The 17,517-nt window shown below is 43.4% G+C and carries 17 protein-coding genes; 6 read left to right on the top strand and 11 right to left on the bottom strand.

Annotated features, from left to right (window positions below):
* Window positions 1-12 precede the first annotated feature (12 nt).
* The 6 genes from CJF29_RS20085 (at window position 13) to folE (ending at window position 4,943) form a co-directional block, all read left to right on the top strand.
* Window positions 13-885 carry a peptidoglycan DD-metalloendopeptidase family protein gene (locus CJF29_RS20085; RefSeq protein WP_004297256.1) on the top strand — a complete coding sequence of 291 codons (873 nt, stop codon included), beginning with the start codon at window positions 13-15 and terminating at the stop codon, window positions 883-885.
* 122 nt (window positions 886-1,007) lie between these two features.
* Window positions 1,008-1,550: a DUF1599 domain-containing protein gene (locus CJF29_RS20080; RefSeq protein WP_004297257.1), complete on the top strand. Its 543-nt coding sequence runs from the start codon at window positions 1,008-1,010 to the stop codon at window positions 1,548-1,550.
* A complete protein-coding gene (locus tag CJF29_RS20075) occupies window positions 1,540-2,898 on the top strand; it encodes a BT_3928 family protein (protein WP_099146027.1) in 1,359 nt (452 codons plus the stop codon). The genes CJF29_RS20080 and CJF29_RS20075 overlap by 11 nt, the downstream gene beginning before the upstream one ends.
* Before the next feature lie 107 nt (window positions 2,899-3,005).
* A complete protein-coding gene (gene tpiA, locus CJF29_RS20070; protein WP_074636682.1) occupies window positions 3,006-3,761 on the top strand; it encodes a triose-phosphate isomerase in 756 nt (251 codons plus the stop codon).
* A gap of 140 nt (window positions 3,762-3,901) precedes the next feature.
* Window positions 3,902-4,345 (top strand): SPOR domain-containing protein, encoded by a 444-nt coding sequence (locus CJF29_RS20065; RefSeq protein WP_004297260.1) that lies wholly within the window; start codon window positions 3,902-3,904, stop codon window positions 4,343-4,345.
* 7 nt (window positions 4,346-4,352) lie between these two features.
* The gene (folE, locus tag CJF29_RS20060; RefSeq protein WP_004297261.1) at window positions 4,353-4,943 is read left to right on the top strand and encodes a GTP cyclohydrolase I FolE; all 591 of its coding nucleotides are present in this window, start codon (window positions 4,353-4,355) and stop codon (window positions 4,941-4,943) included.
* Window positions 4,944-4,972: 29 nt separating this feature from the next.
* Here folE and dnaG read toward each other — a convergent pair whose 3' ends face one another.
* The 11 genes from dnaG to CJF29_RS20005 form a co-directional block, all read right to left on the bottom strand.
* Window positions 4,973-7,054, bottom strand: coding sequence for a DNA primase (dnaG, locus tag CJF29_RS20055; protein ID WP_004305478.1), 2,082 nt, complete (start codon window positions 7,052-7,054; stop codon window positions 4,973-4,975).
* Between the two features lie 106 nt (window positions 7,055-7,160).
* Complete coding sequence (locus tag CJF29_RS20050) at window positions 7,161-7,934, bottom strand: prephenate dehydrogenase (RefSeq protein WP_004323591.1); 774 nt, start codon at window positions 7,932-7,934, stop codon at window positions 7,161-7,163.
* A gap of 155 nt (window positions 7,935-8,089) precedes the next feature.
* A complete protein-coding gene (locus CJF29_RS20045; protein ID WP_099146026.1) occupies window positions 8,090-9,151 on the bottom strand; it encodes a bifunctional 3-deoxy-7-phosphoheptulonate synthase/chorismate mutase type II in 1,062 nt (353 codons plus the stop codon).
* Window positions 9,152-9,241: 90 nt separating this feature from the next.
* Window positions 9,242-10,420, bottom strand: a complete 1,179-nt coding sequence (locus CJF29_RS20040; protein ID WP_074557406.1) for a pyridoxal phosphate-dependent aminotransferase — start codon at window positions 10,418-10,420, stop codon at window positions 9,242-9,244.
* Window positions 10,395-11,243: a prephenate dehydratase gene (locus CJF29_RS20035; protein ID WP_004297266.1), complete on the bottom strand. Its 849-nt coding sequence runs from the start codon at window positions 11,241-11,243 to the stop codon at window positions 10,395-10,397. Before CJF29_RS20035 ends, CJF29_RS20040 begins: the two co-directional genes overlap by 26 nt.
* Window positions 11,244-11,685: 442 nt before the next feature.
* A complete protein-coding gene (locus CJF29_RS20030; protein ID WP_004297267.1) occupies window positions 11,686-12,648 on the bottom strand; it encodes a tetratricopeptide repeat protein in 963 nt (320 codons plus the stop codon).
* A gap of 38 nt (window positions 12,649-12,686) precedes the next feature.
* Window positions 12,687-14,597, bottom strand: coding sequence for an ATP-dependent DNA helicase RecQ (locus CJF29_RS20025; protein ID WP_004305475.1), 1,911 nt, complete (start codon window positions 14,595-14,597; stop codon window positions 12,687-12,689).
* Complete coding sequence (recJ, locus tag CJF29_RS20020; protein WP_099146025.1) at window positions 14,590-16,308, bottom strand: single-stranded-DNA-specific exonuclease RecJ; 1,719 nt, start codon at window positions 16,306-16,308, stop codon at window positions 14,590-14,592. The genes CJF29_RS20025 and recJ overlap by 8 nt, the downstream gene beginning before the upstream one ends.
* A gap of 205 nt (window positions 16,309-16,513) precedes the next feature.
* Window positions 16,514-16,744: a hypothetical protein gene (locus CJF29_RS20015; protein WP_008650493.1), complete on the bottom strand. Its 231-nt coding sequence runs from the start codon at window positions 16,742-16,744 to the stop codon at window positions 16,514-16,516.
* On the bottom strand, window positions 16,741-17,220 hold the full coding sequence (locus CJF29_RS20010) for a DUF3990 domain-containing protein (protein WP_008776722.1): 480 nt from the start codon (window positions 17,218-17,220) through the stop codon (window positions 16,741-16,743). The genes CJF29_RS20015 and CJF29_RS20010 overlap by 4 nt, the downstream gene beginning before the upstream one ends.
* Entirely contained in the window at window positions 17,220-17,441 is a 222-nt protein-coding gene (locus CJF29_RS20005) for a DUF3791 domain-containing protein (RefSeq protein ID WP_004305471.1), read from the bottom strand. Before CJF29_RS20005 ends, CJF29_RS20010 begins: the two co-directional genes overlap by 1 nt.
* Window positions 17,442-17,517 lie beyond the last annotated feature (76 nt).

Below are 17,517 nucleotides of genomic sequence, written 5' to 3'. Positions count from 1 at the left end.
GATAAAAAAGGAATGAATTTCAATTGCATTATTAAAACAGGATTGGTCGCTGTTGCGGCTATGGTCAGCTTGAGCTCTTTCTCACAAGACCTGATTGCCCGCCAGGCACCGATAGACAAAAAATTAAAATCAGTAGATTCTTTGGCATTGCAGAAGCAAATCCGTGCCGAACAATCCGAATATCCCGCTTTAAGTCTTTATCCGAATTGGAATAATCAATATGCGCATTCTTATGGAAATGCGATTATTCCAGAAACATATACAATTGACCTGACGGGTTTTCGTATGCCGACTCCGAGTACAAAAATAACTTCGCCTTTTGGCCCGCGTTGGAGAAGAATGCATAATGGCCTTGATTTAAAAGTTAATATCGGTGATACGATTGTTTCTGCTTTTGATGGTAAGGTACGTATTGTGAAATATGAACGCAGAGGGTACGGTAAATATGTAGTCATTCGTCACGATAATGGATTGGAAACTATATATGGACACTTGTCTAAGCAGTTGGTTGAAGAAAATCAGTTGGTAAAAGCTGGTGAACCGATCGGGTTGGGTGGTAACACCGGACGTTCTACAGGTTCGCATCTTCATTTCGAAACCCGCTTCCTGGGAATTGCAATTAATCCGATTTATATGTTTGACTTTCCAAAACAGGATATCGTTGCCGATACTTATACGTTCCGCAAAACAAAAGGTGTGAAACGTGCAGGCTCTCATGATACCCAAGTGGCTGACGGTACTATCCGTTATCATAAGGTGAAGAGTGGCGATACATTGTCCCGCATTGCTAAATTGCGTGGCGTATCAGTCAGCACGCTTTGCAAACTGAACCGTATCAAACCGACCACTACTTTGCGTATCGGACAGGTTTTGCGTTGTTCATAAAAAATATAGCTTATAAAACAGTAATACAATATCTTTAGGAGAGGGCACTTTAATATAATTTAGAGTGCCCTCTTTCTGTTTTTACTTAATTATTGTTACCTTTGCGCACTATTTGGAAGAAGATGAAAGATACCAAGCAACAATTTGAACATGTCATCGCTTTGTGCCGTGACTTATTTTCCAAGAAGCTGCACGATTACGGGCCTGCATGGCGTATCCTGCGTCCGGCTTCGGTGACTGACCAGATTTTTATTAAAGCCAATCGGATTCGTAGTATTGAAACCAAAGGAGTGACCTTGATTGATGAGGGAATCCGTGCTGAGTTTATTGCGATTGTCAATTATGGCATTGTCGGGCTCATCCAGTTGGAATTGGGTTATGCCGAGTCTGCCGACATCAGCAATGAAGAAGCGATGGCTTTATACGATAAGTATGCAAAAGAGGCATTAGACCTGATGCTTGCCAAAAACCATGATTATGATGAAGCCTGGCGGAGCATGCGTGTCAGCTCTTACACAGACTTGATCTTGATGAAGATTTACCGTACCAAGCAGATTGAGAGCCTGGCCGGCAACACATTGGTGTCAGAGGGAATTGACGCCAATTATATGGATATGATTAATTACTCTGTTTTCGGACTGATTAAGATAGAATTTGAAGGATAAGAACTTACATATCATTCAGGAGGTAGTGGCGAATACGTGTCGCTTTCTTTTGGCGGCATCGTTCATCTTTTCCGGATTTGTAAAGGCAGTTGATCCACTGGGGTTCCAGTATAAGATCCAGGATTATCTGACCGCATTCGGAATGGCTTCCTGGTTCCCTTCATTCTTCCCTTTATTGGGAGGCATCATCTTGTCAGCCGTTGAGTTTTTTATCGGTATCTCCTTATTTTTTGCTACCAGAAGAACATTGGCTACTTCGTTGGCTTTGATGCTGATGATTTTCATGACACCACTGACCTTGTATCTTGCCATCTTTGATCCGGTTTCGGACTGTGGCTGTTTTGGAGATGCCTGGGTGTTGACGAACTGGGAGACATTCGGTAAGAATATAGTTCTGCTGTTTGCAGCAATGATGGCTTTCCGTCACAGAAGGATGCTGGTTCGTTTTATCAGTGTGAAAATGGAGTGGCTGGTTTCTCTCTATACGTTGTTCTTTGTATTTACTTTGTCGTTCTATTGTCTGGACCGTCTGCCTGTTTTAGACTTTCGTCCTTACAAGATCGGAAAGAATATTCTGGAAGGAATGACAATGCCCGAAGGAGCGAAACCGAGTGTATATGAAAGCATCTTTATCTTGGAAAAGAACGGAGAGAAGAAAGAATTTACGTTGGATAACTATCCGGATAGTACCTGGACATTTGTCGACACACGGACAATCCTGAAGGAAAAAGGATATGAACCGGCTATTCACGATTTCTCTATGATTGATCTGAATACGGGCGAGGATATAACAGACGATGTATTGACGGATATAGGATACACCTTCCTGTTGGTTGCCCATCGGATTGAAGAGGCGGATGATAGTAACATTGATTTGATTAATGAGATATATGACTATTCGGTGGAGCATGGCTATAAGTTTTATTGCCTCACTTCTTCACCGGAAGAACAGATCGAATTGTGGAAGGACAAGACGGGAGCCGAATATCCTTTCTGTCAGATGGATGATATTACATTAAAGACAATAGTTCGTTCCAATCCGGGATTGATACTGATTAAGAACGGAACAATTTTGAATAAATGGAGCGATGAGGATATACCGGATGAATATGTGCTGACGGACAAACTGGAAAATCTGCCGTTAGGAAAGCAGAAGGTGAGCAGTGACACTCATACGGTAGGATATGTATTCTTATGGTTTGTTATTCCATTGTTGTTAGTGCTTGGGGTGGATATTTTGGTCGTTCGCCGCAGAGAACGGAAAAACGCGAAGCGGAAGCAACAAGAGGAAGAGATGAAAAGCAAAGAATTAAAAACGGAGAATCCGAAAATAGAAGAACAAGAATAAAAAAAATAAATGATAACGAGCGGCCTCTGTAACGAACGCTAATTCCGATCGTTCAATTGTCAATCGTGAAATCGTAAATTTATTAACCCTTTAAAATAAAAAACAAAATGAGAAAGAACATTGTTGCAGGAAACTGGAAAATGAACAAAACCCTTCAAGAGGGTATCGCTTTGGCTAAAGAATTGAACGAAGCATTGGCTAACGAAAAGCCTAACTGTGATGTAATCATCTGTACTCCGTTTATCCACCTGGCTTCTGTTACTCCCTTGGTAGACGCTGCAAAGATCGGTGTAGGTGCTGAAAACTGTGCAGACAAAGCTTCAGGTGCATATACAGGTGAAGTTTCAGCTGAAATGGTTGCTTCTACAGGTGCAAAATATGTAATTCTGGGACACTCTGAACGTCGTGCATACTACGGTGAAACAGTTGCTATCCTGGAAGAAAAAGTAAAATTGGCTTTGGCTAACGGTCTGACTCCGATTTTCTGTATCGGTGAAGTGTTGGAAGAACGCGAAGCTAACAAGCAGAACGAAGTGGTAGCTGCACAGATGGAATCTGTATTCTCTCTGTCTGCTGAAGACTTCTCTAAGATTGTATTGGCTTACGAACCGGTTTGGGCTATCGGTACAGGTAAAACTGCTTCTCCTGAACAAGCACAGGAAATCCATGCGTTCATCCGTTCTATCGTAGCTAACAAGTATGGTAAAGAAATCGCAGACAATACTTCTATCCTTTACGGTGGTAGCTGCAAACCTTCTAACGCTAAAGAACTGTTCTCTAATCCGGACGTTGATGGTGGTTTGATTGGTGGTGCTGCTTTGAAAGTGTCTGATTTCAAAGGTATCATTGATGCCTTCAATTAAATGATAGTTGATAAATGATAGTTGATAGTTGCTATGTAGTATAGCCTGCTATCGACTATCGTTTATCTTTTCAACTATCATTTTCCGACTGTCATTCTCTAACTGTCATTTATCATTTATCAACAATCAACTGTTTAATAATGAAAGTTTTACTTACCCTATTGTTTGTTTTGACAGCTACTTTTGCGCAGGCGCAAAGTATTATCAAGAGTCTGGAACGTAACATTCCGGGGCAAGGAAAGGTGACTATCCATCAAGATCCCCGCATCGAGGCTCTGATAGGTATGGAACGTCCTGCAACAGGTGAACAGAAAGTAATAAAGACTTCCGGATTCAGAATCCAGGCGTATGCCGGTAACAATACTCGTCAGGCGAAGAATGATGCTTATCATGTAGCATCGCGTGTGAAAGAGTATTTTCCTGAATTGACGGTATATACTTCGTTCAATCCGCCTCGTTGGCTTTGTCGTGTAGGTGATTTCCGTAGCATTGAAGAAGCGGACGCAATGATGCGTCGGTTGAAAGCTACCGGTGTGTTTAAAGAGGTTTCTATTGTAAGAGACCAGATCAATATTCCTTTATAATTGTATCATGTTAGAAAAAGAAGAAATTGTTTCTCCGAATCTGGAGGAGTTAAAGAGTCATTATCGTAGTATTATAACTTTGTTGGGTGAAGATGCCGAAAGGGAAGGGTTATTGAAAACTCCGGAACGGGTGGCTAAGGCGATGTTAAGCTTGACGAAAGGGTATCACATGGACCCTCACGAAGTGCTTCGCTCCGCTAAATTCCAGGAAGAATATAGCCAGATGGTGATTGTGAAAGATATCGATTTCTTCTCTCTTTGCGAACATCACATGTTGCCGTTCTACGGAAAGGCGCACGTGGCTTATATTCCTAACGGCTATATCACAGGGTTGAGTAAGATTGCCCGTGTTGTCGATATATTCTCTCATCGTCTGCAAGTGCAGGAACGCATGACACTGCAAATCAAAGAGTGCATTCAGGAAACGCTGAATCCACTGGGAGTAATGGTGGTGGTGGAAGCCAAACACATGTGTATGCAGATGCGTGGTGTAGAAAAACAAAACTCTATTACTACTACTTCTGACTTTACCGGAGCTTTCAATCAGGCAAAGACTCGTGAAGAGTTTATGAATCTGATTCAACACGGAAGAGTATAATCTGTTTTCTGCTCACTAAACAAATAAGCTTATCGTAAAACAACGCGATCTCCCAACCGCTTTGCCATGATGCTTTGTACGGTTCTCAACTCATTATAGCGTTGCATAAGTGAGTCGCATTTCTCATTATCATGGGCAAGAGCAGGATCTTGCAGGGCATAAAGCATGTGCTTCAATTCCTCTGTTACGATTGCATACTTGAAGTTAATCATTAACATCGGAACCATTTCATAGAGCCGCTCTTCATCCGTCACAATCTTTTGGGACTTGGAGTGATACTTACTAAGCTGATAACGCACATTAATCAAGTCTACACTCAATTTACTGATTACCGGATCAGGATGTGCCAGGAAATAACGTTCGGCAATGAAGTTGGAATCGTGCATGTGTGCAGCAGCTTCCGATAACATTTGGCGGTGCAGCGGATTATGGAAGGCTAACTCGTCCTCTTTCAAATCATTAACCACATACTCTATGACGGTTACCGGAATTTCGTTTCCTTCTTCATCGGTCAGGTTACACATGATTTTCTCTCCATAACGAACTACCGCCTGTAATATCAGTCGCTCGAATTTGTAGAATTCCTGCCCTTCCTTTCCTTCCTGCGGAATAAAGGAAGCATAACTGTCTTCCTGCAGAGCAGGAGGAACATCTGTATATCCGCCATCCACTTCAGGAGGTAACGGAATATCTCCATTAGGTATTGGAACATCTTCAGGAGGTGTGCTGCCCTGTGACATCATAGCCGTTCTTTCAGCCATCCGGCGTTCCCGTTCCGTTTGTTCGGCTCGCTTCTCTGCTTGAGTTTCCCGTCTTTTGGCAACTTCTGATACTAGCAGCTTATCTTCTACATGAAGTAGTTGGGCACATTCTTTGATATAAACATCTCTAACAATCGCTTCCGGAATGACAGAGATACTTTGTACCAGGTTACCAATCAGTTCCGCACGCTTGATAGGGTCTTTTCCCGCATCTTCCAGCAATAAGTTCGTTTTGAAGCGGATAAAGTCCGTTTCATGTTCCGAGATAAAAGTCTGAAATTCCGTTGAGTTATGCTTGCGGGCAAAAGAGTCCGGGTCGTCCCCATCGGGAAGAAGACAGACTTTGATATTCATACCTTCCTCCAATAACATGTCAATTCCCCGGATAGAAGCCTTGATACCTGCTGCGTCGCCGTCGTAAAGCACAGTCATGTTGTTGGTGAACCGGTGAATCATACGGATTTGTCCCGGTGTAAGGGCTGTTCCCGAGGAAGCAACCACATTCTCTATGCCGGATTGATGCATGGAGATTACGTCCGTGTAGCCTTCAACCAAAAAGCAACGGTCTTGTTTTACAATAGCCTGTTTGGCAAAATATATACCGTATAACTCGTTACTTTTGTGGTAAATTTCCGATTCGGGCGAATTGACGTATTTAACTTTAACCCCTTTCGTTGCACTGGCAAGTACACGTCCGCCAAAAGCCACCACTTTGCCGGAAAGCGTATGTACAGGGAAAATAACACGTCCCCAAAAACGATCCCGTAACCGGTGGTCGTCCGTTTCGTAGCAAAGTCCTGTTTTTACCAAGTACTCTTTCTTATATCCTTTTTGGATTGCTTCTTTGGCGAATGCATCGTGGGCTTCAGTGCAGTAACCTAATTGGAATTTCTCAATGATGTCGTCGCGAAAGCCACGGTTGCGGAAATAGGCCATACCGATGCTACGCCCGTCTACATGATTTTTTAGTATATTCTGGAAATAGTCGCGTGCAAAGTTATTAACGATAAACAGACTTTCGCGTTCGCTTTGCACAAACTTCTCTTCATCGCTTAATTCCCGCTCCTTGATTTCAATATTATATTTCTTGGCAAGGTACTTCAATGCTTCCGGATAAGACATCTGTTCGTGCTCCATAATGAAATGCACGGCATTTCCACCTTTTCCACAAGCAAAACATTTGCATAATCCTTTAGCGGGAGAGACATAAAAAGATGGGGTTTTATCACTGTGGAACGGACATAAACCGACATAATTGACACCACGTTTGCGCAGGGTGACAAAATCCGAAACGACATCCATAATTTGTGCCGCGTCCAATATCCGGTCTATGGTAATTTGATCTATCATTCTTTCTCCTGTGAATCCGTTTTTGCGGATACAAAGGTACACATAAAAAAATCCCCTACAAAGAACTTTTTTGCAGGGGATCGTTAAATCTTGGCAGCGGTATTGATTATTTAATCTTTTCCCGGATCTTCGTCAGATACTTTTTCATACCTTCCGCATCCTTGTTTTCGATGATTTCGAGAAGTTTTTTCAATTCTGTCCGGATATTAGTCACTTGTCCCGGAGTGCGTGGGTTGAACAGTATTTCCTGAAGCAGGTAATCATCTTCGCTTAGCAGGCCTTTGGCGATTGCCATGTGCTTTTTGAACGTAGTTCCCGGGGCTTCCTGATGTTTCATTACGGCAGCAAATACGAACGTCGATACGAACGGAATAGAAAGCGAGTAGGCTACTGTTTCGTCGTGCTCATCAAATGTATATTCGAAGATGTTCAACCGTAATGTCTGGTAGAGGTCTTTGAAGAATATTTTTCCCAGGTGGTCGCCTTCACTGATGATGATGGCATTTTCGCTGCTTAGATTGCTAAGACTTGCGAAAGTCGGGCCAAACATAGGGTGACTGGAAACGTAGCGGAAACCACTTTCTTCATAGAACTTCTTCAATCCTGTTTTTACAGAGGCAATGTCACTAATGATACAGTCTTTCGGTAATACAGGCAGTATTTTGCGAAAGGCATCCAACGTGTACTTTACTGTGACGGCATTAATAACCAGTTCCGGTTCAAATTCCTTAATCTCCTCCAATGTGGTGAAACGATACGTGTTATAGACGAAACGCAACTGGTGCGGGTTGACGTCGAACACGGCCGTCTCGTGTTGAAAGCTCAAAATATCAGTAAAGAAGGAGCCCATTTTACCGGCTCCAAGGATTAATATTCTCATAATGTTTATTATTTAGTGAGAGTGTGTCAAAACACAAATTATCGCAGATTATTTCAACTATATTGATATATTAATCAACGACTTATAAAATTATTTCTGCGATAATTTGCGTTAATCTGCGTTTTATTATTCATTATGACACACCTTCACTCTAACTACTTATTAATAATTTCCATCTGTTGACGAACTGATTCTTCGTGGATGGCTTCGAAAATCTTCTTCATAAACTCGCTGTCCATACCGCATTGTTCGCCCTGCGCGCCACGTTTTTCCAGAATCTCATTGTAACGTCCGGCTTGAAGAACTGTGATTCCGTGCTCCTTTTTGTAAGTACCGATTTCACGGGCCACACGCATTCTTTTTGCTAATTCCTGAATGATATTGTCGTCACATTCATCAATCTGTTTACGGAGTTGTGCCAGACTTTCGGTAGACTGTGTTTCCGTACGGATTACCAACAGATTGAGGATATAGTCGAGTACGTCCGGAGTAACTTGTTGAGAAGCATCGCTCCATGCGCAATCCGGGTTGCAGTGGCTTTCTACAATCAGACCGTCGAAATTCAAGTCCATAGCCTGTTGGCAAAGCGGTGCTACCAACTCACGTTTTCCACCGATATGGCTCGGATCACAGAAAATCGGAAGATTAGGGATACGGCGGCGTAGTTCGATAGGAATATGCCATTGGGGAAGATTCCGGTAGATCTTTTTGTCATAACTGCTGAAACCGCGGTGGATAGCACCCAGACGCTTCAAACCAGCGTTGTTGATACGTTCCAGTGCTCCGATCCATAATTCGAGATCCGGGTTCACCGGGTTCTTAACCAATACAGGGATATCAACCCCTCTCAGTGCGTCAGCGATTTCCTGTACGGCGAAAGGATTGGCAGTGGTGCGTGCGCCTACCCAAAGAATATCGATTCCCGCTTTCAGACATTCGTAAACGTGTTTGGCTGTTGCTACCTCTGTAGAAACATACATTCCAGTTTCTTTCTTCACCTCTTTCAACCAGGCAAGACCTTCTACACCGATACCTTCGAAACCTCCCGGTTTGGTACGCGGCTTCCAGATTCCGGCACGATATATTTTTTGTCCTTTAGCAGCCAGTTGTTTGGCTGTATCCATTACTTGTTCTTCCGTTTCTGCGCTACACGGGCCGGCAATGACAATCGGTCTTTTAGCTTCAACGCCCGGTAATAAAATTGATTCGAGTTCCATATTCTTATTTGTTTTTATTCTTTTAATAACTTGTTTTCATTGAAATTGTTCTGTTGTCTCATTCTGCTGTCGTTCTCTCTTTGTAAGAGGTTAGATTCTTTTAATTCTTTCCAGAGCTTCCGCCAGCTTATTGTCCTTGCAACAAAGTGAGATACGAATATACCTTGCTCCGTTGCTGCCGAAGATAAATCCCGGAGTGATAAACACTCTTGCTTCATGCAGCACCTTTTCTGTCAGTTCCTCTACATCTTTGCAGGAAGCGGGAATCTTTCCCCAAAGGAACATTCCTACTTGTTTTTCGTCGTAGGTGCATCCCAATGTTTTCATAATCTCACCGGCGAGGTGACGACGGTTGCGATAGTTCTCGTTATTGCCTTCATACCAGTCCGCTTCGGCTTCAAGAGCAGTTGCTGCAGCCAGTTGCATAGCACGGAACATACCACTGTCGATATTGCTTTTCACTTTCAGTATCCATTGCACGAATTCCGCGTTTGACGCCAGCATTCCGATACGCCAGCCGGGCATATTGTGGCTCTTGCTCATAGAGTTAAACTCGATGCAACAGTCTTTGGCTCCCGGTACACTTAGAATACTGATAGGCTTATCGTTCAGGATAAAGCTGTACGGATTATCGTTCACAATCACGATATTCTTTCGGCGGGCAAAATCAACAAGGCGCTCATAGATTTCCGGAGTTGCATTGGCTCCCGTCGGCATGTTGGGATAATTGGTCCACATCAGTTTTACACGGCTAAGATCCATCTTTTCCAGTGTCTCGAAGTCAGGCATCCAGCCATCCTCTTCTTTCAGGTCGTAGTTGATAACTTCCGCTCCGAGTATTTTACTCAAAGAAGTATAGGTGGGGTATCCCGGATTCGGGACTAGCACCTGCTCACCCGGATTGACGAATGCCAGCGTAACATGGAGAATTCCTTCTTTAGAGCCGATTAAAGGCTGTATCTCCGTATTCGGATTCAGTTCCACTCCATACCAGCGTTGATACCAGGCAGCGAAGCCTTTGCGCAGTTCGGGGATACCTACATACGGTTGGTAACCGTGTCCGTTGGGATCATGAGCATTGTTGCACAATGTTTCGATGGTTTCCCTTGAGGGAGGCATATCGGGGCTTCCGATACCGAGGCTGATAACATCCTTTCCCTCTGCATTCATCTGTGCTACCTCTTTTAGCTTCTTTGAGAAGTAGTATTCGCTTACACTTGCCAATCTGTCGGCAGGAGCGATTTTATACGTTTGACTTTCCTTCTGCATATTCGCCTAATAATTTAAGTTCTTTGGTTAATGGAGTGATTGCGGCAATAGACTGCTTGTATCTTAGATAATCGTTGAAAGCTACATCTACGTAAAACTGGTATTCCCATTCCCGTCCGATGATAGGTAACGATTGAATTTTGGTCAGATTGATATTATAGAACGATAGAATGGATAAAACCTGTGACAGGCTGCCTTCCGTGTGTGGAAGAGTGAATACGATACTTGCCTTGTTGGTTGCATTGGCATGATGTTGGCGGAGTTCGTCTACTTGCCAGGGATCGGCAACAACCAGAAAACGGGTGAAGTTGTGCTTGTTCGTTTCAATACCTTCCTGAAGGACTTTCATGCCGTAACGTTCAGCTGCTGCTTTAGAGCAGATGGCAGCGTGTCCTTTCAGATTTTCATTCTTGATGATTTCTGCGCTGCGGGCCGTGTCTTCACCTTCCACCACTTTCAATTGCGGATGTTGATTCAGAAATTCGCGACACTGCATCAGGGCGATAGGGTGGGAGTTGACTTCTGTCAGATCTTCCCAGTTCTCATCGGGGAGACAGACAAAGCTGTGCGAGATGCGCAGTTTGTATTCACCGATAATCTGTGTGCCGCTTTGTCTCAACAATTCATTGTTGTGCAACAAACTTCCCGCAATCGTATTCTCGATGGCTAGCATTCCGATGACCTGGCTGTCTTTCCGTATCGAAGTAAACACGTCTTCGAAGTTGGCACAACAGATTAACTCTATTTCTTCTCCCTCGAAGTACTTGTGTGCGGCGATATCATGATATGAGCCGAGTGTTCCTTGAATTGCTATCTTTTTCATTGTTCTAAATGTATTATATAAAAAAAATCCCGCATCCATATTGGAGCGGGATTCATATGATTGATTTCTCTATTCAGTCCTTAAGCATCACTGTCACTTGATACATACAAACTCCCGCTCTACTTTGTTGCTAAAGTAAAAGTAAAAAAAGAAGTAATATGCATAAGTAAATGATTTCATTCGAATCTATCTTTTTTGCTTTGGTTTTTAATTCTGGGGCAAAAGTAATAATTTTCTGTTAGATGCAAACAAAAAACGATATTTTTTTTGTTTTTCCGGCTAAAAAGAATGAAAAGGGTATAAGATACAGGAGGGCTAGGCTGAATATTCCTGGGTTGTAGAATTGAGTTCTTTTTAGTTGGAGTTTTATATATACAAAGTAGTGGTTGTTTCCAAAATGGAAACAACCACTACTTTTATGATAATATATCTTACAAAGCAATTAAAAGATTCCCGGAAGTGCCTCCGGTTTCGGTCCCAAATTCTTGAATTCTCCGTTCAGACCAGCTTCCTCTTTCGGATTCAATTCCAGAGATTTCTTCATGTCCTCTACCGAACCGTCCTTATCACCATTCAGTAATTTAGCACGTCCGCGTTCTTTGTAGGCTTCCGCAAAGTTCGGATTCAGCTCGATGGCTTCATCAAACAGGCCGATGGCTTCCGTCAGTTTTTTCTGGTTGATATAAAGTTGCCCTAAATAAAGGTATGCTTGTTCGTTGAACGGGTTTATTTCCGTCACCAGTTTGTAATCTTCTTCTGCCTCTTCGTCCTTGCCGTCTGCTTCTTTCACTTTTCCGCGCAGGAGCATGGCTGTCTCTTCTTCCGGATTCTGGGCGAGCACAGCATCTATATCTTCCATCATATCTTTATACTGTTTCAGGTTCATCAAAGCTTCCGCACGTAATAGGCGAGCTTCAATGAAATCATCTTTCAAAGTGATTGCTTTGGTGAGATGGGCAATAGTCATCAGGTCGTCATCCTGTCCCTTACGGGCTTTCCCTAATAGATAATGAGCCACGGCATTTCCTTCTTCGATGGCAATCGCTTTATTGGCAGCTTCTTCCATAGCCTGATAATCTTCCTGGATGAAGCATACATTGGCCAGTGTCAGGAAAGTGCTTGTGACGTCAGGTTCCATAGCAGCCATCTTTTCCAATAGCTCGCGGGCCTTTGCCGTTTCCCCCATCTGGATATAGAGTTGGCTAAGATAGCCCATTGTTTCAAACTCTTCCTTGATGGCAAGAGCTTCGATAAAACATTTTACTGCATAATCCGGACGTCCCATGCGTTGCGCACGTAAACCGTCGTATTTGAAAATCTCGAAATTTTTCTGATCGTTTTTCTGTTTTTCACTTTCCGGAGTTTCCGACTTACCGGAGAAGAAAGATTTAAAAAAGTTCGGCATGGTGTGTTATTTTTGAGTTACTTTGCAAAGGTAGTAACTTATTTTGAAATATGTATCATTCCATTCTGCATCTTCCATTCACCTTCCTCCAATAAATATTGGATGACTTCGCTGATGCTCTCTTTTTCCGCTTCTATCTTATCGGCTATTTCTACTGGTGTCAGCGGTTTCTGGGTGAGTAATTCTGATATTTTCTTTTTCAGTTCCTCGAAATCGAAAGAATTCTCGGTCAGGGCATCGGTTGCACGGTGACTAAGACAAACATCGCATTGTCCGCAGTTGTGCTCGTTCTTCTCTCCGAAGTAACGGAGCAGCATCCGGCTCCGGCACACATTCTCCGAAGTGACATACTCTTCCATCGCTTTGATGCGGGCTTCATACCGGGCTTTGCGTTCTTCGTAGACGGAAGGAGGAATATGCACAAAACGAAGTTCCTGCCGTTCGCGGGTGTATATAATATAAGGTGTCTTTTTGTGCGGAATGTAATCCACGATACGACGTTTGGTAAGCGTGACCAGTATATTATAAATTTGTTCGCGGGTCAGTCCGGTACGTATGGACAGGGTTGCTTCGCTGATATAGGCATAGTCGGTGAATACTCCGGTGTAAGAGCGGAGAATCGTCTGTATCAGTGCTTCGGCTTCCGTTCCCATTTCTCGCAATTTGTATAGTTCGTCCCGGCGAATCGTGAAAAGAATACGAGAGGCATTATCCTGTTCGTCCGTATATTCCAGATAGCCGGCTTGAGTCAATATTTTCAGTGCACTGTCCACCGGAACCGGGAAGTATTTGAACTTCCGGCAAAACTCTTCCAGATTAAACTCGCGGACACATTGGAAACCGTCGCCCATTGCCATCTGATAGTAATACTGCAGATGTTCGTAGACATTGAGAATATACTCCTTGTCGGGGAAAGTATCCACAACGCGCCTGTGTAGCGTCGTTCTGTCCGTTTTGGTGTATAAGATCACAGCATACGCTTTTTCACCATCCCTTCCTGCACGACCGGCTTCTTGGAAGTAAGCTTCGAGAGAGTCGGGGAGATCGAGATGCAATACGATGCGCACGTCGGGTTTATCAATCCCCATTCCAAAGGCATTTGTCGCTACCATTACACGAACTGCTCCGCTTTGCCAGCGTTTTTGCCGGAGGTCTTTTACGGCATTATCCAGTCCGGCGTGATAGAAGTCGGCGGTAATATCTTCGTTTACCAGTAACTCGGTGATTTCCTTGGTGCGCCGTCTGTTGCGGGCATAGATAATGGCGCTGCCGGGTATCTTTCGTAAGATATGCAACAGCTCTTGAGTTTTGTTATCCGTTTGCCGGACGATATACGCCAGGTTTTTCCGTTCGAAGCTCATGCGGAAAACATTCTCTTCACGGAAATCCAGGCGAGCTTGAATATCCTTCACTACTTCCGGAGTGGCGGTCGCCGTAAGTGCCAGTACCGGAATTCCCGGTAGCAATGTCCGTATTTCGGCAATTTTTAGGTAAGCAGGACGGAAGTCATATCCCCATTGTGAGATACAGTGACTTTCGTCGACCGTAATCATGGAGACTTTCATAGATCGCAGTTTGGTACGGAATATGTCCGTGTCCAGACGTTCCGGAGAAATATAGAGGAATTTATAATTACCGAAGATGCAATTCTCAAGAGCAGTGAGAATCTCCTGCCGTGTCATGCCTGAATAGATGGCAAGCGCCTTGATGCCGCGTTTACGTAGGTTTTGCACCTGATCTTTCATCAGGGCGATGAGAGGAGTAATGACAATGCAAATCCCTTCCTGGGCGAGAGCAGGCACTTGAAAAGTGATGGACTTACCGCCTCCGGTCGGCATAAGTCCCAGTGTATCTTTGCCTTCGCCGATACTGGTGATGATCTCCTCCTGCAAGTCGCGGAAGGAGTCATATCCCCAATATTGCTTTAATATCTCCTGATACTTATTCAATCGGCTTTATATCCTCGATTTGAAGTTGTACTTCACCACGCTTGTGCGTGTTTTCTTCAATGGTGTAACAGATGTCGAACGAGCGTTTCGTTTTGATATAACGTACGTGTGAGCTCTGTCCGAACGCGATACCGTTCATTACATTATTCGATTTATTATCGACCAGTTCGAGTTTGATATGTTCCTGATCGCGTCCCACCACTTTACTTGTTCCGTAATCATAAACATGATGAGTGCAGAAAATAGGTTTCGTGTTATCAGGACCGAAAGGATTAAACTTTTTCAGGTCGCTGAAGAACTTGGATGAAATATCCCTGAAATCTATTTCAGCATCAATCTCGATAACGGCACTGGTTTGTTCCGGTAAGATATGCTGTGAAACGTATTCTTCGAATCGTTTGGTAAAGGCATTCACGTTTTCCACTTTCATCGACAGTCCGGCGGCGTATGTATGTCCCCCGAAGTTTTCCAGCAGGTCGCGGCAATGCTCGATTGCTTTATATACATCGAAGCCGGAAACAGAACGTGCGGAGCCTGTCGCCATGTCATCTGTCCGTGTCAGTACCACGGCAGGGCGGTAGTACACTTCCGTCAGGCGGGAAGCTACGATACCGATTACTCCTTTGTGCCATTCTTCGTTGTAGAGCACAATAGAGCGGCGGTCGGCTAATCCTTCCAGATTGGCAACGATGTTGTTTGCTTCCTCCGTCATACTCTTGTCGAGGTCTTTCCGGGTTTCGTTGTACTGGTTGATTTGTCCGGCTTTCTCAAGTGCCGCCGAGAAATCTTTTTCCGTTAGCAAGTCTACAGCTTCTTTCCCATTCTGAATACGTCCCGATGCATTGATGCGCGGTCCGATTTTAAACACAATATCGCTGACAGTAATTTCTTTTTCAGAAAGTCCGCATACATCGATAATGGCCTTCATGCCGATACTCGGGTTACTGTTCAGTTGTTTCAGACCGTGGTAGGCGAGAATACGGTTTTCACCCATAATCGGAACGATGTCCGATGCGATACTCACGGCTACGATGTCGAGCAACGGAATCAGGTGGTGGAACTCGATACCGTTATTGATAGCGAATGCCTGCATAAACTTGAAACCGACTCCACAACCGGAAAGGTGAGTGTACGGATACGTATTGTCCAAGCGTTTGGCGTTCAGAATAGCTACGGCAGGCGGAAGCACATCATCCGGTACATGATGATCGCAGATGATGAAATCAATCCCTTTCTCTTTGGCATAAGTGATTTCTTCTACTGCTTTAATTCCACAATCGAGTACAATAATCAGTCCTACACCGGTTTCTGCGGCGTAGTCCACTCCTTTTTTAGAAATGCCATACCCTTCATTGTATCGGTCGGGTATGTAATAATCAAGGTTCGAATAGAACTGTTGAATAAACTTGTAGACCAATGCTACGGCAGTAGTACCGTCTACGTCATAATCTCCATAAATTAGAATACGTTCTTTCTTTCCCATCGCCCTGTTCAGACGTTCTACTGCAATATCCATATCCTTCATCAGGAACGGATCATGCAGGTCGGGCAATTGCGGGCGGAAAAACTTCTTGGCATCTGCTGCCTTCGTAATTCCCCGCTGCACCAAAAGTTGTCCAAGTATCGGACTAATCCCTAGTTCCTGGGCCAATGTCTGGCTTGTCTCTGCCTGTTCGGGTGTAATGGGTCGATAATTCCATTTGTGATTCATTTTATATATTGTTTTTTCTTTTTCTGTTCTCAAGGGTTGAAAAGGCACTTCTTTCCAACAAGGGGTAAAAGTACGAAAAAAAGCGGAAGTGTATAGTAGATAAGACGAAAATATTTCAAGGCTGTAGAAAACAGAGGTTTGATAAAGGTAGCTTTTTTACTTGTGAAAGATATGGGATGCTGACAAGCAAGTGTGAAACTCTATTCTAACTAACTTGTCCTGTGGTCAGTTCTTTTTTTAGAAAGTCGTACACGTAACCGGCACTTTGGTAATAAAGTCCCGTAGTCGGATCACTCAAACGCTCAAAGGTGTCGGAATTGTAGTAGACTTCCATTGCTTGCGTCATATTATACTGCCATTCCTCCATGAGTATCCGTATGATTTCACTACTTAAATCTTCAATCATACATTCTATTTGTGTATTCGTCAGCTTCATAGTTTCTTTAGGTATGAAAGGGCATGTTCAGTGCCGAAGTAATATTGTATGGTCAACCCTTTGGCATATTTTAGTTCTTCAATCAATCTGCTCATTGAAATGTCTCCCATGCTGTAACGACGTAACTGATAGGTTACTCCGTCGTCGGCAATAGGACCAATGACTATATCGTAAGTGTGTGCAGGATGTGTATGGCTACGGTCGCGGTTGAGTAAAACGAACTGTGCCCATTCTTCACAGTAATCATCGAATATTTTTATTTGCAGATCTGAAGTCTTTATTATTTGATCTTCCAGTTCGAAGATGGTCACACATGGCTCTCCGGATTGTAATTGATCGGTTTTTTGTTTGGCTAAGGCATGTGCCTGTTCATAACCGGGAGAAAGATAAAATCCTTGGCCAAAGTCTTTGAAGGGCTTTGAACGAGATAGGTCCGGCTTGTCTATTTCCATATTTGAACCATGGTATAGCTTCATTACAGTTGTCCTCCATTTCTACGGCATACCATTGATAAAGCTTCAATAGAATCTTCGAAAGATTGTGTGTGCATTACTTCATAGTGTTTTTGTAAAAAAACAAGGCCTTTAAAACGATTCAAATAGTTGAATGCCTGTTTTTGCTTGATTTGATAAGTCGCTGCGAACTCTGCGATTAAAGCTACAGTAAAATTCAATTTGTTTTTCTCTATGCGAGACATCATGGTTCTCCTTTCTTCATTTGTATTACCTTCCGAAAACAAAGATAGGAAAAACTCTGCAATATCAAAAATAAGA

Source organism: Bacteroides celer (assembly GCF_002632415.2).
GTDB lineage: Bacteria > Bacteroidota > Bacteroidia > Bacteroidales > Bacteroidaceae > Bacteroides.
This window is presented reverse-complemented; position numbering and strand designations above follow the sequence as displayed.